This window comes from Corynebacterium sp. HMSC05D03, from assembly GCF_001807205.1.
Classification (GTDB): domain Bacteria; phylum Actinomycetota; class Actinomycetes; order Mycobacteriales; family Mycobacteriaceae; genus Corynebacterium; species Corynebacterium aurimucosum.
The window spans coordinates 1-21,969 of the sequence record NZ_KV788196.1; the positions used below are offsets into that span (position 1 = coordinate 1).

A 21,969-nucleotide genomic window follows, 5' to 3' on the forward strand; every position below is an offset into this window, starting at 1 on the left:
CGGATCAACAGTCTTCACATCGGAATCATCAACCGAGGTCTTTGCAGCTTCAACGTCGAAGGTAGCATCAGCGCGAGCAACAATGCGGCCCTGGGTCTTCGGGTTGCCCTCGTCGTCCTTTACAGGGTCGCCGTTCTCATCAAGAACCGGAACCTTCAGTTCCTCGTTACGCATGATGACTGGGAACTTGAAGGCCTTGCCAGCTTGGTCAGCGGTCGGCTTGAAGGTCACCACACCGGTCTCCGGGTCAACCTTGACCTGATCCTCCTTGACGCCCTCAGGCAGCTTGCCGAGCTCAAACTTAGCCTTCTCAGGCTTGGTTTCCTCAGGCTCGGTTTCTGGGTTGTCGAACTTCGGTTCAGAGGTAGCCTTTTCGTCGGCCTTCGCATCAACTGGCTTGTACTCGAGGTAGTCACGGGAGACTGCAAAAGCGTCCAATGCGAGAACCAGATCGTTCTTCGGATCTGGCTCGCCGTCAGCAACCTTCAGACGAGCCGTAAACGTATCACCCGTCTGAGCATCCGCCGGAACCTCGAACTCACAGCTCGGGATCTCGGTTGCGGAGTCAGCCTTGACAGCATCACACTTCTTGACAGAATTGCCGCCCTTGTCAAACCACTCAATGTAGTAGTTCAGGTCATCCGAGATCGGAAGGCCAGCAGTATAGGTCTGGACCTTGTCACCGAGCTTGGCCCAGTTGTCCGTAGTGTTCTTATCAACAACGTCGAACTTCAGGGCCTGCGGAGCAAGCGCGATGTTCCAGCCAGTGTAGCCACTAGTAGTGTTACCAATGAAAGCACCATCACCACCGAAGAGCTGCGCGTTAGCACCAGCCTTCAAATCACTACCGAAGCCCGGACCAGCCCACTGGCCAAGCGACCACGGGTACAGCACACCAATGTTGTTCGGCAGCGGCTTACCGTCCTTGCCAAGAATGCTGACGTAGCTCCAATGCATATTGACGTGCTTGGAGTCTTTCCAAGGTAAAGCCCACTTGCCTTCGCCATGCGAGCCGGCAAGCTTGCCGAACTTATCTTCAGGCACCAATCCACGCGTCTTGTGGTCATAGCCATAGAGGCCCTTCCACCGCAGCTCGAACGTGCCGTCAGCGCCAGTAGTGGTCGTCATGGTCTCTGCGATCCAGCCTTCTGGATCAGCAGCAATCTGTTCATTGATCCACTTCTGCAGCCCCTGCTCATCAGCAGGGGTCCAGCCCTTGCCGCGCAGCGTCTTGCCCGCGAAGTTATTCTTCGCGTACGCCTCGATCTTGTTCACCGCGTCATCGGTGAGGTAGGAACCGACAACCTTCATGCCAGGTGCAGGAAGGTCCTTTCCGCCAAAGGCGCTCACAGTGTTATGGTTCTTAGCGCCCTGCAGCACGTCAAGGTTCCAGAAAGCTCGACCCGCGTAGGTACCACCGTTACCACCGGCGCCGGTGCTTTCTGCCCATTTATTCTCTGGGAGATGCTGCGGCAGTTTGTCCTTCTGGGCGTACTGGATGGTCATGCCCGTGATCTTGTGGCCGCCCCATACGCCATCGCCCTGGGTGGTCGGCGTCGTGTTTGCGCCGATGCCCGGGAAGATACCAGCCGCCGGCTGGTGCACCAGACGGTACTTATCCGTCATGTTCTCCGGAAGCTCCGTCCAGACACGGATCTTCTCGCGCTTTTGATCGCGCTTGCCCCGGTCATCACCAGTGGTCAGGCCGGCAGATGCATCCGCATCAAAGTGACGGGTCTTACCGAGAGCATCGGTGTACGGCCCCATCTTGATGGTGAAGTTACCGTTGGCATCAGACTCGGTGTAGTACACCGGCGAGGAGTGCTGAGTGTTTTCACCCTCGTACCACTGGGCGTAGACCTTCACACCTTCCAGCGGGTTACCGGAATCCTGGACATCACCGAAACCAACCTTGGCCTCAACAATCTCCTTCACGGAACCGGAGATGGTGCCCTTCTGATCAGCCTGGCCTGGCGAGTAGATGGCCTTATCCTTATCACCACCAGCTGCCGGAGCCTCAGCATCCGGCTGGTTTTCCTGTGCATTGGCAACCGCAGCGAAGGGGGATGCCGGAGTTACTGCGTGGACGAAAGGGCCCACCATAGCAATAGAGAGCGCAGCGGCAGCAAGAGTAGTGCCGCGGCGGCGTACAGCAGTACGCTTTATTTCCTTCTTGTTCATAGCAAGAAGTCCTTTCCTTAAGTCTTGAAAGAGTGATCACGTTAGGGATACGTGACCGCGCAAGGGATAAAACCGGCTTACGCAACCGAGAGCAGCTCATTTCAGTCACCTTGGAAGAAGGTCAGAGGTTCCAAAGGTCTATGAACAAACTCGCCCCTAATGTTAGCCCCGTTTACGAATTAAAGAAACCGTACGGCATCCTGAAAATTTCATAAACGGAGTTTTCTGTCGTCGACCAGAAAAGGCACATGTTTGACCTGCTCTTTTCGAACGACTGCGACACGCGGCTGGATTGTTAAATAAATCACGTCGTCACTTTGGCAACATTTGCCCCAGGAATGCACTCCTAACGGGGGTGTTTTATAGAGGGCTGTGTCAGGTGGGATTGCGGGAGGCGTCGCCAAGCAGGGCACCAAGCAGGGCATATTGAGCGCACAAATGGAGCCACAGAAACACAAACCGCCCCGCTCTCCCCGCATCGTGCATATCGACAATTGTGTCCACGATGCTGTGGGAGAAACGGGGCGGTGGTTGTTGCGCTGTTTCTACGGAACGCCGTCGCCGTTAGGCAGTTCCTAGGTTGGTTTATCTTGGACCGGCCTGCGCCTTACTGGTCTTGCATGACGTCGTGGCGCACGATGGTCTGGTCACGGCCGGGGCCTACACCGATGTAGGAGATGCGGCAGCCGGAGAGCTCCTCCAGGCGCAGGACGTAATCCTGAGCCTTCTGCGGAAGATCCTCAAACGTCTGACAATTAGTAATGTCCTCATCCCAGGCCGGCATGGTCTCAAAGATGGGCTCGGCGTGATGGAACTCAGACTGGGTCAGCGGCATCTCGTCGTAGCGCTTGCCGTCGACGTCATAGGCCACGCAGATGGGGATCTCACCGATGCCGGTGAGCACGTCCAGCTTGGTCAGGAAGTAATCCGTGAAGCCGTTGACGCGGGTGGCGTAGCGGGCGATCACAGAGTCGTACCAGCCGCAGCGGCGCTTGCGGCCGGTATTGACGCCGATTTCGCCGCCGGTGGTCTGCAGGTACTCGCCCCACTTATCGAAAAGCTCCGTGGGGAAAGGACCAGCGCCCACGCGGGTGGTGTAGGCCTTGATGATGCCCAGGGAGGTAGTAATGCGCGTCGGACCAATGCCGGAGCCCACAGCGGCGCCGCCAGCAGTCGGGTTCGAGGAGGTCACGAACGGGTAGGTGCCGTGGTCAACGTCCAGCATGGTAGCTTGGCCGCCCTCCATGAGGACGTTCTTGCCTTCATCCAGTGCCTGGTTCAGTTCCAGCTCAGCCTCAATAACCATCGGGCGCAGGCGGTCGCGGTAGCTCAGGAAGTACTCCACTACCTGCTCCGGATCAATTGCCTTGCGGTTGTACATCTTCACCAGCATCTGGTTCTTAATGTCCAGGGCGGATTCAACCTTCTGGCGCAGGATAGACTCATCAAAGATGTCCTGCACGCGGATGCCGATGCGCGCGACCTTATCGGCATAGGCCGGGCCAATACCACGGCCGGTGGTGCCGATGGCGCGCTTGCCCAGGAAGCGCTCCTGCACACGGTCCAAGGTCTGGTGGTAGGGCGCCACGAGGTGCGCGTTGGCGGAAATCTTCAGGCGCGAAGCGTTAGCGCCGCGGGCTTCGAGACCATCGATTTCATCGAAAAGGGCCTCCAGGTTAATCACCACGCCGTTACCCAGGACCGGGGTGGCGTTTTCAGAAAGAATGCCGGCGGGAAGGAGCTTCAGCTCGTACTTCTCGCCGCCGACCACGACGGTGTGGCCGGCATTGTTACCGCCGTTGGGCTTCACTACGTAATCGACTTTGCCGCCGAGAATGTCAGTAGCCTTGCCCTTGCCTTCATCGCCCCACTGGGCGCCGACGATGACGATCGCTGCCATGTTTGGTGTCACTTCCTATTTATTGAAGTCAAATACGCACCTACTTTACCCGCCATATTGGTGCAGTGTTGAGTTTGTGACAAGCTCGTCAGGAAATGATGCGCCGTCACACCGGGGAGAGGTTCGTCTCGAATCTCCTTTAAGCCCTCCTAAGCGGTTTCGGTGTTTGAATTAGCACCGTCGCCCTTGTCTTTCTCTTCGATGAAGATAGTGTCATTGGTGAACATCAACCTCGAATTGTTTGGGGTGCTGATAATGACGCCATCGTCAACAACGGCAATTTGGGCTTCGATGTCATCGACGCCAATTCGGTAGAGACCGTTGCTTTCGATCTTCTTGCCATCAGTTGGGAGGTTGTCGACACCGCCCTGGTTGAAACTGGTTTCTCCCTCCAGCGGACGGAGGCTCACCACATCGAATTCCATATCTTCCGGCAGGTTAGTCTTATCGCTTTTGACGACCCAGGCTCCGCCATCGCCATGTGCACAGTCAATGGATTTTTCAGACGCATCAATACCGCACACCAAGTTCCAGCCATCAGCGGAAATATCGAAGAGCGTTTCGCCGCGGAGATCCTCCTCATCCTGGGCTAGATCCGCCGAGTCGGTGGGCTCTGACTTGACGTCAATAAAGAAGATGTCCGAGTTCACGCCGTCGAAGGAATTTTCCATGGACGTGGCTTCGGTGCCCGGACGCTTGTTTACTTTGCCCTCGACGCCGACGATGTCACCTTCGGTCTTGGACTCATAGGTATACCCCTCACCATCCTCCTTCACCTCTAAAGAAGAGGACGTGATGAAGAGGGCATCCTCGTCTCTGAGATCGCCCTTGGAAAAGAAGACGGGAACCTTGACATCCTCCCCATCAAACTCACCTTCCAGCACCACGTAGCTGAGGAACTTACAGGGATCATATTCATCCTCACCGATGCTCACGTCTTCAAATTTCTCAGTGGATCCCTTCACGTAGGCTTCTTCATTCTCTAGGACCTTACTGAGTTTGGTGTCCTCGAGTTCTTGCTTCTCGTCGCAGTCAGCGTTGGCGCTTGAGGAGGATGCACTGCTGGACGTCGAGGTGGCCTTAGAAGAAGTAGTCGCCGCAGAACTCGTCGTCGACTCAGCGGCGGCCTCGGTGAATGCCGGCTCCTCGGGTTCTGTCAGGGAGCCGCCGATGAAGCTGCACGAGCTCATCAAGAGACCAGCGGTGGAAACAAGCGCAAGGGTTGTCATACGGGCGGACATGGTGATTACCTCCAGCTGTTAGACAAAGAAGAATTGAGTGGAAGAGTTGAGTATTAAGAAGTTTGGCGTTGCCTTGGAGCCTACTGACAGAATGTGATGTGCACTACTTTTCCGGGGAAAGCTCCGCTGCTTGTACGTCGCTGAAGGAGCTTTTTAGCCAAGCTCTGCCAACGCTTCTATGCTTCTTGTATGATCTGTGCGCTTTTAGACTGCGGCGGCCACCTCGCCGACGCTCATACCACTGCACTCACTGAGACTGCCCGGCACGGAATACGTATCGAGCACTTCTGCGTCGCGGAGGTTCCCAGTCGGCAAGAGCTGAAGGCTATTGATGCACTGGCCAAGGAAATCCTGCCGGAGGACCCCACCCCATCGCTGGATGAGATTGCCGCGCAGCCAGATGTGAGCCATCTCGGCGCACCGGGGCCAGCACCGCAAGCCCCATTCCTGCACGAGTCGCTGCGCATCGTGGTGATCGGCAACGATGCTGCGCTTAGCGCTGTACTGACCCGCATGATGCGAGCGGATTACCTGTGGGCCGAGGTGGGCTTCGTCCCCACCAGCGAGTACTCCACCGCTGCGATGAACTGGGGCCTGAAAACACACGAAACCGACCAGAGTCTCGCCGACCAGGTCGCGGTTGTCGAAGAGGCGCTCTCCTTTGCCCTGACCGCCCCGGCCAAGCCGGTGCCGCTCATCCGCAATGATGCGGGCCTTGCCGTGGCCGGTTCGGCAACGATTGCGGAATGGTCGAATGAGGAAATCACCGGGGAAATTATCGTCGACGATGCCATACTACTGCGCGCAGACCGTGAGAAGGAGGTCTTCGGGGCAAAGCTAGTACCCATGACTGACGCGCCAGGCATCGTGGCGGCGAAGTCGGTAACGAGTTTTGAGGCGGACGCAGCGCCGCGCCGCGGGCTCTTCGCCCGACTGCGCAAGCCTGCCCAGCCGGGGCAGCTCGACCCAGCTAGTGTCGTGCAGGGCAGGGCGGTGCAGGCCGGGGGGCCGTCGCTAAGCGTCAGCGTCGATGGAGTCCGCGCCAAGCGGCCGGTCAAGCGAGTGACGTTTTACCGTCACCTGCGAGACCTACAGATAGTGCGGCCCTAGACGGCACGTCTGAGCCTTAGTTTTAGCCCTAGTTCTCTTCCCACACCTCCGGCGGATAGGCCGGGTGCTTGGAGGTGGGCACGAGCTGCGCCACGGCTGACTCGCGGGACATGCCGCACACCATGAGCAGGTCCACGATGATGGAGCGCGTCTGGGCCAGTACGGCATAGGCGGAGAGCACTGCTTCCTCGCCGGCGATGTCCATCGAGCAGCGGGCGCCCAGCTGGCGTAAGCGGTTGACTATTTCCGGAATTGCTTGGGCTTCATCCACGCGGCGCTCATGCGCTGTTTGGTGGGTATAGAGGTCAGAGAGCTCCATCGTGATTTCAGCAAGTTCGTCGATGATCTCAACTTGCTCGGCGGTGGCTTGGTCACCGTCCTCGGCGAGAACAAGCGCACGGCGGGAGAGCACGCGGGTGCCGCGGACCATGTTGTCAACAGGAGTGAGGATGCGCTCCAGGGAGCGCACGGTGCGCTGCGTGCTCCACAGGAAGGGCGACAAACGTGCGGTTTCCGCGCCGCCCTTGGTGGCGTTGAGCATGTTGTTGATGTCATCCTGCGTGCCGCGCACGGCGTCGCGGGCCTCAGTGATGGTTTCGGGATCATTTTCTTCCAGCCCCTTGGCAACGTCGGAAAGGACCAGGGAGGTAATGCCTAAGACCTTCGAGACTTCCGAGCGGCCCGCGCGCAAGGGCGAGGAGGGAATCAGCACGATCATTGTGAGGCCAATGACCGCGCCGATGATGGCGTCAATGGCACGGGAGATGCCGCCCATTTCTTCCGGGGGAAGGATGGTGGCGATAAGGATGGCGGCGATGACGATTTGGTTGCTCACCATCTGCGAGCCCGTGACAAAGGAGCCGATCACCAGGGCAAGGCCGATGATGATGGTCATGTGGATGGGGCCGGTGCCGAGGGCGTCGACAAGCAGCGTGCCCACCAGAACCCCCACGATGCCGCCGATGGACATGTCCACCGCGCGTTTGAGGCGATCGCTGCCGGATAGCCCAAGAATGATAATGACTGCCATCGGGGCAAAGAAAGGCTGATCGTGGCCGAAGAAGTCGTGTGCCACGTAAAAGGCCAAGCCCGCACCGAGGGTGCACTGAAGCATAAACACGAGCCGGTTGCGGATACGCGTGAGACGCGCCTTGAGGGATTTATCCACCAACCGCAGCTGCTCGCGGGTAGTTTTGCGAACGCGCTTGACGGTACTTGACGAACTCGACGATGACTCTTGCGCTTCCATGACTCCGGTATTTTACGCGTTCTGGCGGCGGGTTTGGATGAACAAAGCCACCCCTCGTGGGTGAGGGATGGCTTGTTGGCATGTGATGACGCCGCTCAGCGCCGGCGGCTGCTCAGCAGCGTCATCCAGTTGGTGTGGGTTTACTTAGAAACGGTCTTGCCCACGGAGTGCAGGTCCTGGCAGGCCTCAACCACGCGGTCAGCCATGCCCTGCTCAGCCTTCTTGAGGTAGGAGCGCGGGTCGTAGACCTTCTTGTTGCCCACCTCGCCGTCGATCTTGAAGACGCCGTCGTAGTTAGCGAACATGTGGCGTGCAACCGGGTTGGTGAAGGCGTACTGGGTATCGGTGTCAACGTTCATCTTGATGACGCCGTAACGCAGGGCCTCCTCGATCTTTTCCTTCTCGGAGCCGGAGCCACCGTGGAAGACGAAGTCGAAGGGCTGGGAGCCTTCCTCCAGGCCGAGCTTCTTCACAGCAACCTTCTGGCCCTCATCCAGAACCTCCGGGCGCAGCTTCACGTTGCCCGGCTTGTACACGCCGTGGACGTTGCCGAAGGTAGCGGCCAGCAGGTAGCGACCCTTCTCACCGGTACCGAGGGCATCAACGGTCTTCTCAAAGTCCTCCGGAGAGGTGTAGAGGTTCGCGCCGGCCTTGGCCTCAACGCCGTCCTCTTCGCCGCCAACGACGCCGATCTCAACCTCAAGGATGATGTTGGCGTTGTGGGCCTTCTCGAGGAGCTCCTGAGCGATCACAAGGTTCTCATCGATCGGGATAGCGGAGCCATCCCACATGTGGGACTGGAAGAGCGGCAGCTCGCCGCGGTCAACGCGCTCCTGGGAGAAGGCGATCAGCGGACGCACGTACTCATCCAGGACTTCCTTCTGGCAGTGGTCAGTGTGCAGCGCAACGTTAATGCCGTAGTGCTGAGCAGCCTCGTGAGCGAAGGCAGCCAGTGCCTTGGCGCCGGCAACCTTGTTCTTCACGGACAGGCCGGAACCGAACTCCGCGCCGCCGGTGGAGAACTGGATGATGCCGTCGGACTCAGCCTCGGCGAAGCCGCGGAGAGCGGCGTTGATGGTTTCGGAGGAGGTGCAGTTGATTGCCGGGAATGCGAAGCCGCCCTTCTTGGCGGTATCCAGCATCTGGTTATAAACCTCAGGGGTTGCAATAGGCATGAAATTCCATCCTTTGGAGTTGCTGTGCAGTAAGCCGTGCCGTCTCACAAACCAGCGAAACAACACGTTCCAACACCCAAGTATGCCTGTTATTGTGGTTTTCCGCCGCGAGATGCGATGTGACCTCACTTAAACACCGCTCCGCATGGGCAGGAATCCCCCGACCACCTGGGGAAACGCTGCTATTTCTTGGATTCTGACTTGTACTTCACAATCCGGGTGCAGGCCTCCAACAACATCCAACCGGACAATTGAACGGACAAATCGCGCTCAGCCACGCGGATAATGCCCATCTTCTGGCTCAATGACGAGGGGCCGAAACCGTAGTTATGGGGAAGCTTCGCATCCGCGGTCCAATCGGAACCGAAGATGGGCAAGCCGTCTACCTCTAGGCGGTGTTCCCACACGGATTCCGCCGAGGCCGTCACGAGGCGAGCGGCCAGCTTCTTCGTCGCGCGGTTGGCCGGAGAATCGCCCGGCAGGCGGACCGCCACGTCCGCGAGGTAGCGAGCAAGGATGCCCTTGAAGAGGCCGCCGTCGCCGTCGCCAGTCTGCCAGTCGATGACGCCCGTGTACGTCGCCATGCCCGTGGCCACCGCTTGGACTAGGCCACGGATGCGAGTGGTGTAATCCATCATGTCCGCGGCGAGTTCTGCCTCGTGGACGGAGTCGATATCCTCCACGGAGCGCAGGCCGGTCTTCTCCCGCAGCGCCAGCACGATTTCCAAGCAGGCACCGAGCACCACGCCTTGGCAGTAGGGGTGGATGTTGCGGACGATCTCCTGCCCATCCATACGCATGCGGATGCCGTCCATGACGAAGCCATCGTCGTCAATCAAGTGATCGTAGATCCAGTCCACGATGTGGCGGGCCTCGTCCACGCGCCCCATGCGGGCCAGCATGATGGCGCCCGGCCCGTTCGAGGGGACGTTGAGGAAGGTCTCGCCTTCGCGCCAGGGCAGCACGCCGACCTGGGTGTCGATGCCATCGCGGATGTTGTGCTGCAGGGTGCCCAACTTCTTGTAGGGGCGCTGCTTCTTGAGCTCACCGGCCCGGGCGATGGCTAGGGCGAGCCATGCTTTGTCGTCGTAGTAGCGGTTCTTCGTCAGCGCACGGAGATTGCGCACATGGATGCCGCGGATGGTGTCAGCGATGCGCGCGCGGCGGGCTTTGGTGTTTTTGCGCAGGGCCGCATCAACAAGACAGTCCAGATAATGCGCCTGCCACCAATAATGCCAATGCACAAAGAGTGATTCCTTGGTGGTGGGTGGCCAACTCACCACGGCAAGGTTGGTACGGGGCAAGCCCCACACGGCCTGCGCGTGACGCTCATTGATGGCTGTTTCCGCAAGGTCGGCGCGGTGGGACCATTTCTCTAACACTTTTGTCTCATCATTCTCACAATGTGAATTCGTTACCTAGATGTAAACACAGTGCGCGGGATCTCACCAAGCTTTTGATAAATCGGCGTGCTGCCGAATCCATGCATGCATGGCAATGCCTGCGGCCACGCCCGCGTTGATGGAGCGAGTAGAACCAAATTGCGCGATTGAGCAGGTCATTACTGCTGCGTCCTGGGCTTCCGGGCTGACGCCTGGGCCTTCCTGTCCGAAGAGGAGCAGACAGCGCTCAGGCAGCTCAGCGGTTTCTAGGGGGACACACCCGGGGGTGTTATCGATGGCCACGACGGTCAGTTCCTGGTCCGCCGCCCAGGCCATCAGCTCAGTAACATCCGCGTGGTGCATGAGGTGCTGGTACCTGTCGGTGACCATGGCGCCGCGCCGGTTCCAGCGGCGGCGTCCCACAATGTGGACGGTGTCGACGGCAAAGGCGTTGGCAGTGCGCACCACGGTGCCGATGTTGGAATCGTTTTCGAAGTTCTCGATGGCGATGTGCAGCGCATGCCGGCGCTTATCGATATCCTCCCGGATCGCCTCGCGTGTCCAGTAACGGTAGGCATCGACGACATTGCGGCGATCCCCCTCCGCGAGCAGTTCGGGATCGTATTTCTCCGCTTCGGGGCCTTCGGGCAGCGGGCCTTCCCACGGGCCAACACCGTGGCGGCCCTCGTTCCACTCGGTGGGGCCTTTGGCTGCCGCCTCTTCCTCGGGCTTAGGCAAGGTCAAGATCCTCAAGGCCCAGCAGGTAGCGGTATTCCAGGCCCTCGGCGGCAATGGCTGCGCCGGCATCGGTGTTGCGGTCCACCACGGTGGCCACTCCGACGACCTCGGCGCCTGCCTTACGAAGAGCCTTCACGGCGGTCAGCGGCGAGTTGCCGGTCGTGGTGGTGTCCTCGACAACGAGCACCTTCTGGCCCTCGACGTTGAAGCCCTCAATCTGACGCTGCATGCCGTGCTTCTTGGCTTCCTTGCGAACAACGAAGGCGTCGATATCGCGGCCATCGGCATGCATGATGGACAGCGCGACCGGGTCCGCGCCCATGGTCAGGCCACCGGCGGCAGCATAATCCCAGTCAGCGGTGAGCTCACGCAGCAGCGAGCCGATAAGGCGCGAGGCCTCGTGTTGCAGGGTGGCGCGGCGCAGGTCCACGTAGTAGTCAGCCTCCTTGCCAGAGGACAGCGTGACCTTGCCGTGGACGACGGCCAGCTCCTTCACCAGTTCTGCTAGGCGTTGCTTCTTCTGCTGATCCAGGCTCATCGCTCGCTCCTTAAAGTCTGTGGCTGTTCGGCCGTGAAAAATCCGCTCTGTAGTTTACCCTCTTCCCGCACGGTTGCCCGCGACTAGTGCTGGTGCTCGGCTGTGCCACCTGGCTGCGGCGCCTCGCCGCGGCGGCAGGCTGGCGGGTCTAGTCGAAGATGGAGGAGCCGCCATCGAAGCGGCGCGGCAGGCGGGCCTGATTGTTTTCGTGGGTGGGGCGCTCGTGGCCATCGGCAATCGCGTCGACTTCATCCGCACCCAGGCTGGAGTGGTCAATGGTGCCGCGGGCCTCGCTGGTGGTGCGGCTCGGCATGACCACCGGCTCGGTGGGGCGCTGGATGGTGGGGGCGTCGAGGGAATCATCGCGGTCCGGAACCGCCGTGGGCCCGGTGGGTTCCGGCTGCGGAGGTTCCGGGATGTCGCGGCTGGGGTCCAGCTCATCGACGCGCAGGACCTGAGCGGCTTCGGAGCGCGGTGGAAGAACGCGAGCAGCATCGGCGAGCAGCGACAGCGGTTCGAGCAGCTCTTCCCACTCAGCGCTGCGGGCCTGCCGGGTAGTTTGGGCCAGCACCCACTCCCCTTCCAGCCACACGGCAGTCACCGCGGCGGGTAGATGATTCAACGCCGTACTCACTCGGGTATCGATGAAGCGCTGGCCCACGCCAGCATCGGAGGCGAAAACCTCGAAGCCTTCCTCCTCACGCACGTACAACAGATCCTCGGAGAGGTTTTCGATCTCCTCGCCTGCGCGGCGGAAATCCACCACGATATCGGAGGCCGCGCCGGTGCGCATAGCCATGACGGGGATAGCACCCATATCGAAGAGCAGCGTCTCGTGCCCCCGGACAGTTCCGGCGACGATGTCGCGGGGTTCGTGGCCGCGGGCGGCAGCGCCGCGGGTCCACTCATCCGCCAGGTAGGAATCATGCTTGAGGTATTCCCAGCCGCGCTGCTGGCCAAAGGCCTTGCGCTCACGGCGGGCACTGCCCGGCACGAGGTACTTGGCGCGCTCTGCGCGCTCCGCAAAGCTGGGTGCGGCAGCCTGCGGTTCGGCGGCCGGTTCCTCACTGGGCTCAGCGGCGGCCGGTTCTTCAGCGGCATCCGCAGTTGGCTCGGTTGCCGGCTCAGCCACGGGGTCTGGCTCAGCCACGGGTTCTGGCTCCGGCTCGGTAATGATGTCGGGCTCTGGAGCAGGCTCAGGTTCCTCGGCGAGCGCGGGTTCCTCGGCGAGCGCGGGCTCTGAGGGGGAGTCAGGGGTGAGTTCAGGCGCAGCGGTATCGGCCGCTGTGGTGGTTTCGTCGGCGGAGAGCGCGGCGCGCTGGCGGTGATCCAACCAGAGCACGATGAGACCAGCCACGAGCGCGACGGCGGCGAGGGATAAGAGTACGAAAGGCATCACTGCCTGACTCTAATCGCCCAGCGCGCTCGATCTGCGCTGACGCGCTGGTCACGCGCGGATTCTAGACGTGCTCGCGGTCGCCACGCTCCACCGGATTCTTCGGGTTGGCTGACCACTGCGACCATCCACCCACGAAGTGGCGCAAGCCGGTAAAGCCCACGTGTTCCAGCACGGCGATGGTAAGCGCGGAGTGGTTACCGGAGCCGGAGTAGATGATGGCGCCGTCCACGTTTTCCTTGGTCACGCCGTGCTGCTCAAGGATTTCGAGGATTTCTTCCTTGGACTTCCACACGGTGACGTCCTGCGTGTGAAAGAGGCGCTCCGGAAGGTTGACTGCACCCGGGATGTGGCCGGCCTTCAAGTCGAGGTTCTCGCGGCGGCCGGCGAAGCGGTTGCGCGTGCGAACGTCGAGAAGCAGGCCCTTATGCTCCTTGACCTCGTCGATGGTGGCCGTGGGCATCGACCCCGTGGTCACTTCAAAGTCCGAGGGCATGCCCAAGTTACCCGGGCCGGTAAGGGTGGGCAGGGACTGGGCACGCCAGTTTGACAGGCCGCCGTCGAGGATGCGGACGTTGTGGATGCCCGCCCAGCGCAGCGTCCACCACGCACGGCCAGCGAAGAGTCCGCGGCCTTCGTCGTAGACAACGACTTCGCTGTCCTCCTCTAGACCCCAGAGGTCGATCCACTCTTGAATCTTCTCGGTCTGCGGGAGTGGGTTGCGTCCCTCCTTGGAGCCGGGCAGGCCCACGAAGGCTGAGGCGGCGTCAGCGTACTGGGCGGTTGGAATGTGGAGGGAGGAAAACTGATTGAAGGCCTCGCCTTCCCCTGGTGCCCAGAGGGAGGCGAGGATGGTTGTCTTATCACCGCGGTAAATCTTCTCACTCAACTCGTGAGGGGAGATCAAAATGCTCATGCCCCCAGATCATAGGGGCATGAGCGGTTGGTGGCGACCGGTGAGCGCGGTAAGTACTAATCGTGCTCACCGGTTAGTCGGCGGTTTAGGCGGTGCGGGCGGCCAGCTCGAGGCGCTCGCCACCGTCGGCAACGTCCACGTGCACGGTATCGCCGTCCACGATGTCACCGGCCAGCAACTTCTTGGCCAGCTGGTCGCCGATGGCCTGCTGAATCAGGCGGCGCAACGGGCGGGCACCATAGGCCGGGTCATAACCGCGCTCCGCCAGCCACAGCTTGGCCGCGTCGGAGACCTGCAGCGTCAGGCGGCGGCCGGACAGGCGCTCGGCCAAGCCCTTGAGCTGGATGTCCACGATGCCGGAGAGCAGATCCGAGGTCAGCGGCTCAAACATCACCACATCATCAAGACGGTTGATGAACTCCGGTTTGAAGCTGCGCTTGACTGCCTCCATGACCTCCTCCTTGGTGCCGCCGGCACCCAGGTTCGAGGTCAGGATGATGACCGCGTTACGGAAGTCCACGGTGCGGCCCTGGCCATCGGTCAGACGGCCTTCATCGAGAACCTGGAGCAGCACGTCAAAGACATCCGGGTGGGCCTTCTCAACTTCGTCGAAAAGCACCAGCGTGTAGGGGCGGCGACGCACCGCCTCCGTGAGCTGGCCACCGGCGTCATAGCCCACGTATCCCGGAGGGGCACCGACGAGGCGGGCGACGGAGTGTTTCTCACCGAACTCGGACATATCGATGCGAACCATGGCGGATTCATCGTCAAAGAGGAAGTCCGCCAGAGCCTTCGCCAGCTCCGTCTTACCCACGCCGGTCGGGCCTAGGAAGAGGAAGGAACCGGTCGGGCGATTCGGGTCAGCCACACCGGCACGCGCGCGGCGCACGGCATCAGAGACCGCGGTGACGGCCTCCTTCTGGCCCACCACGCGCTGTCCCAGCACGGATTCCATGTTGAGCAGCTTCTCGGTCTCTCCCTGCAGCATCTTGCCGGCTGGGATGCCGGTCCAGGCGGAGACAACCTCCGCGATGGTATCCGGAGTGACCTCCTCGCTGAGCATGGTGTTGTGCTGCTGCTGAGCCTTCTCCTCGGCGGCAGCCAGGTCCTTCTCCAGCGGCGGCATCTTGCCGTAGTTGATCTCGGAGGCCAGTGCTAGGTCACCATCGCGCTCCGCAATCTCGGCCTGGCGGCGCAGGTCCTCCAGCTGTTCCTTGATGGTCTGCACATCATCGATGGCCTTCTTCTCATTGGCCCAGCGGGCCTTGAGTTCACCGAGCTTCTCGCGCTCATCCGCCAGCTCCTGCTGAAGGGCAGTCAGGCGGTCCTTCGAGGCGGCGTCCGATTCCTTCTTCAGAGCCAGCTCCTCAATCTCGAGGCGGCGCACGATGCGCTCCAGCTCATCAATCTCCTGCGGGGAGGAGTCAATCTCCATGCGCAGGCGAGAGCCTGCCTCATCGACCAAGTCGATGGCCTTATCCGGCAGGAAGCGGTTGGTGATGTAACGGTGCGAGAGCTCAGCGGCAGAGACCAAGGCCGAGTCCTGGATACGCACACCGTGGTGCACCTCGTAGCGCTCCTTGAGGCCACGGAGGATACCGATGGTGTCCTCCACGGAGGGCTCAGCGGCGTAGACCTGCTGGAAGCGGCGCTCCAGGGCGGCGTCCTTCTCGATGTACTTGCGGTATTCATCGAGGGTGGTGGCACCGACCAGGCGCAGCTCGCCGCGGGCCAGCATGGGCTTAATCATGTTGCCGGCATCCATGGAACCCTCACCGGTGGCACCGGCGCCCACGATGGTGTGCAGCTCATCGATGAAGGTGATGATCTGTCCATCGGAAGCCTTGATCTCATCGAGCACGGCCTTGAGGCGCTCCTCGAACTCACCGCGGTACTTCGCGCCGGCGACCATGGAACCGAGATCCAGGCTCAGCAGCGTCTTGCCCTTGAGGGATTCCGGTACGTCACCCGCCACGATGCGGCGGGCCAGGCCCTCCACGATGGCGGTCTTACCCACGCCGGGCTCACCGATGAGCACCGGGTTATTCTTCGTGCGGCGGCTAAGAACCTGGACCACGCGGCGGATCTCCTGATCACGGCCGATGACCGGGTCAATCTTGCCTTCGCGGGCACGGGCGGTGAGGTCCGTGGCGTACTTCTCCAGAGCCTGGAACTGTTCTTCCGGGTTCTCCGAAGTCACCTTGGCTGCGCCACGCACGGAGGGGAAAGCGCCCTTGAGCGCGTCGTAAGTGGCACCCCGGGAGGTCAGCAGCTCGGCGGCATCCGTCTTCGAGCCCGCAATAGCTGCAAGCAAAACCTCGGTGGAGACGTACTCATCACCAAGCTCGCAGGCCAGCTCCTGGGCGCGGGTGAGGACGTTGAGGGCGTCGCGGTTAAAGTTCGGGTTCGCCATGTTGGCGCCCTCGGCCTTCGGGAGGGCGCCGATAAGCTGGCGTGCCTCCTTGAGCACCGTCTCCGGATCCACACCGGTGGCCTTGAGCACTGGGGCGGCAATGCCGTCCTTCTGCTCAAGGATGGCTGCTAAGAGGTGCGCCGGGCGGATGTCCGGGTTACCGTTGGCGGAAGCCGTCTGCAGTGCTTGCTGCAGGGCCTCCTGAGTTTTAGTGGTGGGGTTAAAAGAACTCATTGTTGTGTTTCTCCGTTTCTACTGTTTATTCAAACTTCCCTGCGGCTACAGCAGGGAAGGAAGCTTCACTGTCTATAACGCTACAGAACTTGAGTCTGTTCCACTCAACTAGAAGTTTTTTAAACCAACCACCCCCGACCGGGTTGATAGGGCTTCACTCAAGTTTTTCTTCTGCCCGCTTGGCAGGCCATAGGCATAAGAAAACCAGCCCCACCGCCCTGCTGGGTGCAACGGTGCGGAGGGACCGGTGCGGTAAATGCTTAAGCCGACTGAGAGGCTTGTGGTTGCTCCTCTGGAAGGTCGTAGGAAAAGGAAGCGAGAACCACGGCCGTGACAAAGTAATAGAGGGACCACTTCTGTTCGAGGTCGATATCTCGAAACTCACCCATCGACGCCAAGTGGCACATGCCGTCAGCGCCAGCCCACAGGGTGAGGTTCTTGATGTAGACCAAGCGGTCCTCCGGCGCATAGCCGGCCTCTCGCAGCGCCTCACGGGCAAACTGCATCAGCAGCGCGAAGGACTCACCCATCTGGGTTTGCTCCTCACCGTCCTCACTCAACGGCACCACGGAGCCGGAGGCAGCAGCAATGCAGGCGCTATAGCGTTCGGGGAAGGTCACCGCATAGTGGAAATAGGCCACCGCAACGCACAGGAGCTTGTCGACGGCCGATGCACCCTCCGGCAGCCGCTCCAGCAGGTAGAGACTGTGGGCTTCAAGCTCGCGGTCGGTTTCCCGCTCAACGGATTCACGCAACACGAAGTCATTGTCCACCAGCGAAGCAACGACAACATCGGAGACACCGAAATACTCGGCCACGTTCTCAATGGTCACGTACTGCAGCCCTTCCCACGCTGCCAGCTGGATGGCACGTTCCTTAACAGCCATGCGTGCCCGCTCTGTGGAAAGTTCCTGCAAGTCCTCAATCGCGGAGATGTCCAACGCAATATCGCGGTCCGGAACAAACCCGGCGAGCAACGCGCGGTACTCCTGCATCGGACTACGCAGATCCGGCATCTCCAAGAACTCTGCAGCCTTGAACAGGGTTCCAATGAGTGCTTTACATACTTCACGGAGGTTGAAGCGTCGCACCACCGAGTGCTGGTGCCGCAGCACACCCAAAACACTCAGGTGCGCCATACCGTGGACGGTAGCCAAGGTGGCCGCGCTCAGCCGCGCCACCGTTTGAAAGCACACATCGCTTCCTACCTTAAGCTTCTCCTCGGCCGCGATGAGCGAGATGTTTTCATAGATCAGGTCCAAGGTGCGATTGTGGGATAAGTTTCCCTGCAAAAGAGCACGCCATTCATCCTCGGAGACATAGGCCTTCTTCTCAAAGAGGTAGCGGAACAGCTCCGGCTCACGTTCGGCGTACTCGTAGTAGGCCTCAGTAAAAGTGGTCAGCTTAGTAAAAAGATCGGCGTAACCAGGAGCAGCGTCGAGCGTTTCCTCGAGGAACTTAACTTTCCGCTCAGTTACGTAATCAGGAAGCGCGTGCACGATTGCCTCGCGATCAGGAAATTCCGCGCGTACCTCAGCGACGGGAAGCTCCGCCTGCTTGGCCACGGATTCCACGGTAATAGCCTCATCGCCCTCGGCTGCTCCGATATGAAGCGCAGACTCGAGGATGACCTCACGAGGTGAGCCTTCATAAAGAATATGCATATGGATTCCTAAGATTGCGCTGCCGACGAAAGAATAAAAAGAAAGAATGGGAGAGCGCCACGCTAACAACTTCCTGAATTTTATCCCCATTCTTGGTTAAAGAGCAATGTGTTCACTAGGCACTGACTCCCGTAATGCGGGCCACCCTGTGAACGAAGAAACCCCAGGCCGTGGCCTGGGGGTTTCACGCGGGAAAGGTCAGCGTCTACTTCTCTGAGCCGACGTGTCCGATGCCTTCCTTGAAGATGGTGCCGCGCGGCGGCATCATTCCCGTGAACTTGAAGACGAGGTAAATGACCACCGCGATGCCCAGGGAGCTCCAGCCGAAGCCGGCGGTAAAGCCGTACATAACGGCCAGCGGCGCGATGATGGTCCAAGAAATCTCAAAGGGTCCGAAGCCAATGTAGGCCATGCCGTACTCCGACAGGGTGCCGGACTTGAGCTTCGGATCGACGATCTTGAGGACCGCAATACCGGTGGCCACGGTAGCCGTGGCCCAGCCCCAGCCAAAGATGCCGCGCTCAATCCAGCGCTCGCCGAAGAACTCGGCAGGAAACCACATGAGGAAGAAGATGCAGTAGATGGTGCCCAGAACGAAGAGCAGGAGAAGAGCCTTCCAGTAGGCCGCGACGGCAGCCGGGACGATGGCCGCCACGCCGAAGGCAATGAGGTAGTCGGTTGCCGCACCGGACACCGAGCTCACCGTGTCCTTATCCAGGTAGTCCTTGGCGCCCACCATGTTCATCACCGCACGGAAGAGCAGGCCCACCACCATGGACATGGCGAACAGCGGGATAGAAACATTCTCCCAGATGGAGGAGATTCCCTTGTTGATGCCATAAGCGGTCATCACGGTCAAAGCAATAAAGCCAACGTGCAGGGTGATGGGCTCGATGGCAGAGGGGTTCGTCGTGGCACGGCCCAGGGAAGGACGATCCTCCAGGCGCGAGATGTAGCCGCGGCGCAGTTCCTCCGGAAGCTTCTTCGGCACGTACGAAACCTTGCCCTTACGGATGCCCCAGTTACCGGCGACGATACCGCCAATGATGGCGGCCAGCGTACCCACGGTGGCGGAGGTAAAGCCCAAGGAGGACGCCGCCTCAGCACCCACACCTTCCAAGGCACTACCGACAGCCGCCGCGGTACCGAAGCCACCCGTGAAGCCAACGGGCAGCATCATGCCGAACCAGTCTGGGGTATCAAAGGTTGGCTTGAACAGGAGAAGACCCAAAACGATGAACAGGCCCCACTGGCCGGTGAACATCATGGTGGAATAGCCCCACATGTTGCGGGCACCCTTGCCCATATTGCCGCCCATCTCCATGGAGAAGGCCATGGAGGCGAAGACCACAGCGATGAGCAGTGAGGTGTAATCGCCGAGGTTGTCGGAGAAACCGATCCAACCCAAGACATTAGGGCCTAAGAGCAAGCCGAGTAAGCCTGCCGTGATGGGGGCAGGCAAGAGCAAGTCCTGGAACACGAACTTGATCTGGTGGCGCAGAACGTTGCCGATAACCATGAGCAAAGAAATCCAGCCCACGTCGGTCATGATTGTGAACGCAGAGAATTCTTCCATGCGAAAACTTCCTTCCATGCCGCACTCGGCGGCGTCCTTGAGACGAGACTCACCCTCTTTCGGGAAATGAACCGTTGATTACACTACAACCCCCTTCCCGCTTTTCCACCCCTGGCATATAACCCGAGGGTGATGTGGCTCTACCCCCAGGGGCTAGGATGGGCGGGCATGAGGGAACTGGGTGAGCACCTACGCAAGCACGCGGAAGACTATCGCGACGCAGTACACGGGCACTTTTTCGCCACCGTGGCCGAGTCCCGCCAGGTCTTTGCTCTGTCGATGAAAGACACGCACCCCTCCATGGCCCCGGCGCTGGCGTGGGTGCTGGAGAATGTGGAGGGCGATGAGGTACAGGGGGACGTGGCCCAGCGCCTGGTACGCATGGGCCGTGATCATCGCCGCCTCGGTTTCCCGCCTGAGGTCTATCCGAAATTTGAGGCATCACTTGTTCACGGGCTGGGAGTTCTGGGGCTCACGCCGTACCAGCATGACGTCGCCACGCGCACCATTTCCCAGGTGTGCTCCATCATGCGCACCGCCGCCGAGGAGGCGGATGTCGCCGGTCTTCCTCCCGCTCATAGCGCCCAGGTGGTGGCGGTGGAAAAGCCCAACCGGAACACCGCTGTGGTCCGGTTGGAGTCCGGTATGGCGCTGGACTACCGCGCGGGCCAGCACGTGCCGGTGACCTCGCAGCTCACGCCGGGAACCTGGCGTCCGTTGACCCCGGCAGCGCCTGCTGGTGATTCCGGGCAACTGATATTCCACCTCGCGCTGGCCGGTGAGGCTTCCTCCATGCTGGCCAAGGCGCAGCCGGGTGATTGGTGGACGTTGGGCATGCCCGCCGGTGAGCCGCCGCAACTCGATTCCGGAACCACCCTCATTTCCTTCGGTACGGGATGGGCGGGTGCCCGGGCGCTGCTTCTCGACGCCCTAGAGAACACCCTCCCCTCCGGTCTCCAGGTCTATGCTGTAGCACCTTCGCCGGGCGAGCACTATGACACGGAATTTCAGGCTAACCTGCAGGCCTTGCTTCCGGAGCTGAAGCTGCGCCACATCGTGCGGGAGGGACAGGACCCGTGGTTGCTGGGGGCGCAGCCGGCTGCCCACGGGTTTAAGCCTGTGGTGGCCAAGGAGCCGATGGAACCGGTGCTCGCCGAAGGGACTGACCGCCGCTTTGTACTCATCGGTCCGGCCGACCGCGTGGAATTAGCGCGCGCGGCCTTGCTCGCGGGTGGCGTCGCGGAAAAGGCTATCACCATGGATAGCTGGCAGCGTGGCCACGAGTGGGCGGCCTCCGCCGCGGAGCTCGACGGCTGGGGCGATGACTGGGAAGCCTGGGCGGCGTGGAAGAAATCCCAGTGGGCCTAGGCGCGCTGAGCGCCTAGGCGTACAAACGGAGCTTAGGCGTGCAATCGGGGCTTAGGCGTCTAGGACGGGGAGGGATTCGCGGACCTTCGCCACGGAGTCTGGCTCCACCTCGCCGTAGAGGATTTCCGGCTCATAGCCGGCTTCGGCAAGACGTGTGCCATCCGGCGCCACGAGGACGGAGTGCCCAATGCCGGTGGGGCCGGAAGTCTGCCCCGCCTTCGCCTCCCCACCGGGGCGGGCCTGGCCTGCGGCCAGAATATAAGCCGTGGAATCAAGCGCGCGCGCCGCGCTGAGCAGGCGCCATTGCTCCAGCTTGCCCGGGCCATCTGCCCAGCTGGTGGGCACGACGATGAGCTGAGCACCCTGGCGGGCGAGCTCCTTGAATTGTTCAGGGAAGCGGATGTCATAGCAGGTGGCGACACCCACGGTGAGGTCACCGGCATCGAAGGCAACGAGTGACTCGCCCGGCCGGACGGTATCGGATTCCTTGTACTTGAAAGCATCGTAAGTGTGGATTTTTTCGTAGCCGCCGAGAACACCAGGCCCGGCGATGAGCGCAACGTTGGCCACACGATTAATGGTCTTCTCCCCACGCTGGACGGTATCCGCTGGGGCAAACATTCCCAGCACCACATACACGCCGAGTTCTTCTGCCAGCGCGCGCACGGCAGTGGCGGTGGGGCCATCAAGCCCTTCTGCGTGTGTATCGAGGCGCCCGGAGTCGAAGCTCTGGGTGGTAGCTTCCGGCAGGACGATGAGCTGCGCGCCGTTGGCCGCGGCTTCCCGGATCTTGTCGAGCGCTACTACGAGGTTCTCCTCGACGTTTCCGGTACTGGTCAATTGAACTGCTGCTACCTTCATGCGGCCCACGGTAGACGAGCCCGGACT

General features: G+C 60.8%; 16 protein-coding genes. 2 read left to right on the forward strand and 14 right to left on the reverse strand.

All coding sequences use genetic code 11. The features are described from left to right. The 3 genes from HMPREF3147_RS12070 to HMPREF3147_RS12080 form a co-directional block, all read right to left on the reverse strand. A partial coding sequence (locus tag HMPREF3147_RS12070) for a Rib/alpha-like domain-containing protein (protein WP_210384604.1) occupies nt 1-2,181 on the reverse strand: 2,181 nt, incomplete at its 3' end. Between the two features lie 607 nt (nt 2,182-2,788). Next, entirely contained in the window at nt 2,789-4,081 is a 1,293-nt protein-coding gene (locus tag HMPREF3147_RS12075; protein WP_070448047.1) for an adenylosuccinate synthase, read from the reverse strand. A gap of 149 nt (nt 4,082-4,230) precedes the next feature. Then, complete coding sequence (locus HMPREF3147_RS12080; RefSeq protein WP_070448049.1) at nt 4,231-5,322, reverse strand: hypothetical protein; 1,092 nt, start codon at nt 5,320-5,322, stop codon at nt 4,231-4,233. Between the two features lie 189 nt (nt 5,323-5,511). On the opposite strand from HMPREF3147_RS12080, the gene HMPREF3147_RS12085 reads away from it, so the two are divergent. Next, the gene (locus HMPREF3147_RS12085) at nt 5,512-6,432 is read left to right on the forward strand and encodes a hypothetical protein (protein WP_070448051.1); all 921 of its coding nucleotides are present in this window, start codon (nt 5,512-5,514) and stop codon (nt 6,430-6,432) included. A gap of 28 nt (nt 6,433-6,460) precedes the next feature. On the opposite strand, the gene HMPREF3147_RS12090 is transcribed toward HMPREF3147_RS12085, so the two are convergent. From HMPREF3147_RS12090 to HMPREF3147_RS12135, 10 genes are all read right to left on the reverse strand, one after another. Then, nucleotides 6,461-7,681: an FUSC family protein gene (locus HMPREF3147_RS12090; protein ID WP_070448053.1), complete on the reverse strand. Its 1,221-nt coding sequence runs from the start codon at nt 7,679-7,681 to the stop codon at nt 6,461-6,463. 140 nt (nt 7,682-7,821) lie between these two features. Then, complete coding sequence (fbaA, locus tag HMPREF3147_RS12095) at nt 7,822-8,856, reverse strand: class II fructose-bisphosphate aldolase (protein ID WP_010188696.1); 1,035 nt, start codon at nt 8,854-8,856, stop codon at nt 7,822-7,824. A 182-nt stretch (nt 8,857-9,038) separates the two neighbouring features. Next, nucleotides 9,039-10,238, reverse strand: coding sequence for a glycoside hydrolase family 76 protein (locus HMPREF3147_RS12100; protein ID WP_010188694.1), 1,200 nt, complete (start codon nt 10,236-10,238; stop codon nt 9,039-9,041). Nucleotides 10,239-10,301: 63 nt separating this feature from the next. Further along, a complete protein-coding gene (locus tag HMPREF3147_RS12105) occupies nt 10,302-10,982 on the reverse strand; it encodes a TrmH family RNA methyltransferase (protein ID WP_371325751.1) in 681 nt (226 codons plus the stop codon). Further along, on the reverse strand, nt 10,969-11,514 hold the full coding sequence (gene pyrE / locus HMPREF3147_RS12110) for an orotate phosphoribosyltransferase (protein ID WP_010188690.1): 546 nt from the start codon (nt 11,512-11,514) through the stop codon (nt 10,969-10,971). The genes HMPREF3147_RS12105 and pyrE overlap by 14 nt, the downstream gene beginning before the upstream one ends. Before the next feature lie 148 nt (nt 11,515-11,662). Then, nucleotides 11,663-12,910, reverse strand: coding sequence for a type III secretion system chaperone family protein (locus tag HMPREF3147_RS12115; RefSeq protein WP_070448057.1), 1,248 nt, complete (start codon nt 12,908-12,910; stop codon nt 11,663-11,665). 64 nt (nt 12,911-12,974) lie between these two features. Further along, nucleotides 12,975-13,826, reverse strand: a complete 852-nt coding sequence (locus HMPREF3147_RS12120) for a sulfurtransferase (protein WP_070448060.1) — start codon at nt 13,824-13,826, stop codon at nt 12,975-12,977. An 85-nt stretch (nt 13,827-13,911) separates the two neighbouring features. Next, the gene (gene clpB, locus HMPREF3147_RS12125; protein WP_070448062.1) at nt 13,912-16,473 is read right to left on the reverse strand and encodes an ATP-dependent chaperone ClpB; all 2,562 of its coding nucleotides are present in this window, start codon (nt 16,471-16,473) and stop codon (nt 13,912-13,914) included. Between the two features lie 260 nt (nt 16,474-16,733). After that, a complete protein-coding gene (locus HMPREF3147_RS12130) occupies nt 16,734-18,137 on the reverse strand; it encodes a TetR/AcrR family transcriptional regulator (protein WP_070448064.1) in 1,404 nt (467 codons plus the stop codon). 205 nt (nt 18,138-18,342) lie between these two features. Continuing rightward, entirely contained in the window at nt 18,343-19,713 is a 1,371-nt protein-coding gene (locus HMPREF3147_RS12135) for a sodium/glutamate symporter (protein ID WP_070448066.1), read from the reverse strand. Nucleotides 19,714-19,881: 168 nt separating this feature from the next. Between HMPREF3147_RS12135 and HMPREF3147_RS12140 the strand changes: the two genes are divergently transcribed. Continuing rightward, nucleotides 19,882-21,081 carry an FAD-binding oxidoreductase gene (locus HMPREF3147_RS12140; protein ID WP_070448068.1) on the forward strand — a complete coding sequence of 400 codons (1,200 nt, stop codon included), beginning with the start codon at nt 19,882-19,884 and terminating at the stop codon, nt 21,079-21,081. Nucleotides 21,082-21,132: 51 nt separating this feature from the next. Here HMPREF3147_RS12140 and HMPREF3147_RS12145 read toward each other — a convergent pair whose 3' ends face one another. Beyond that, nucleotides 21,133-21,942: a carbon-nitrogen hydrolase family protein gene (locus HMPREF3147_RS12145; RefSeq protein WP_070448070.1), complete on the reverse strand. Its 810-nt coding sequence runs from the start codon at nt 21,940-21,942 to the stop codon at nt 21,133-21,135. Nucleotides 21,943-21,969: the final 27 nt, after the last annotated feature.

Coding starts and splice junctions, on each gene's coding strand:
- fbaA (WP_010188696.1), bottom strand. CDS start 8,856: ATGCCTATTGCAACCCCTGAGGTTTATAACCAGATGCTGGATACCGCC.
- HMPREF3147_RS12075 (WP_070448047.1), bottom strand. CDS start 4,081: ATGGCAGCGATCGTCATCGTCGGCGCCCAGTGGGGCGATGAAGGCAAG.
- pyrE (WP_010188690.1), bottom strand. CDS start 11,514: ATGAGCCTGGATCAGCAGAAGAAGCAACGCCTAGCAGAACTGGTGAAG.
- HMPREF3147_RS12085 (WP_070448051.1), top strand. CDS start 5,512: ATGATCTGTGCGCTTTTAGACTGCGGCGGCCACCTCGCCGACGCTCAT.
- HMPREF3147_RS12130 (WP_070448064.1), bottom strand. CDS start 18,137: ATGCATATTCTTTATGAAGGCTCACCTCGTGAGGTCATCCTCGAGTCT.
- HMPREF3147_RS12140 (WP_070448068.1), top strand. CDS start 19,882: ATGAGGGAACTGGGTGAGCACCTACGCAAGCACGCGGAAGACTATCGC.
- HMPREF3147_RS12080 (WP_070448049.1), bottom strand. CDS start 5,322: ATGTCCGCCCGTATGACAACCCTTGCGCTTGTTTCCACCGCTGGTCTC.
- HMPREF3147_RS12135 (WP_070448066.1), bottom strand. CDS start 19,713: ATGGAAGAATTCTCTGCGTTCACAATCATGACCGACGTGGGCTGGATT.
- HMPREF3147_RS12115 (WP_070448057.1), bottom strand. CDS start 12,910: ATGCCTTTCGTACTCTTATCCCTCGCCGCCGTCGCGCTCGTGGCTGGT.
- HMPREF3147_RS12120 (WP_070448060.1), bottom strand. CDS start 13,826: ATGAGCATTTTGATCTCCCCTCACGAGTTGAGTGAGAAGATTTACCGC.
- HMPREF3147_RS12145 (WP_070448070.1), bottom strand. CDS start 21,942: ATGAAGGTAGCAGCAGTTCAATTGACCAGTACCGGAAACGTCGAGGAG.
- HMPREF3147_RS12090 (WP_070448053.1), bottom strand. CDS start 7,681: ATGGAAGCGCAAGAGTCATCGTCGAGTTCGTCAAGTACCGTCAAGCGC.
- clpB (WP_070448062.1), bottom strand. CDS start 16,473: ATGAGTTCTTTTAACCCCACCACTAAAACTCAGGAGGCCCTGCAGCAA.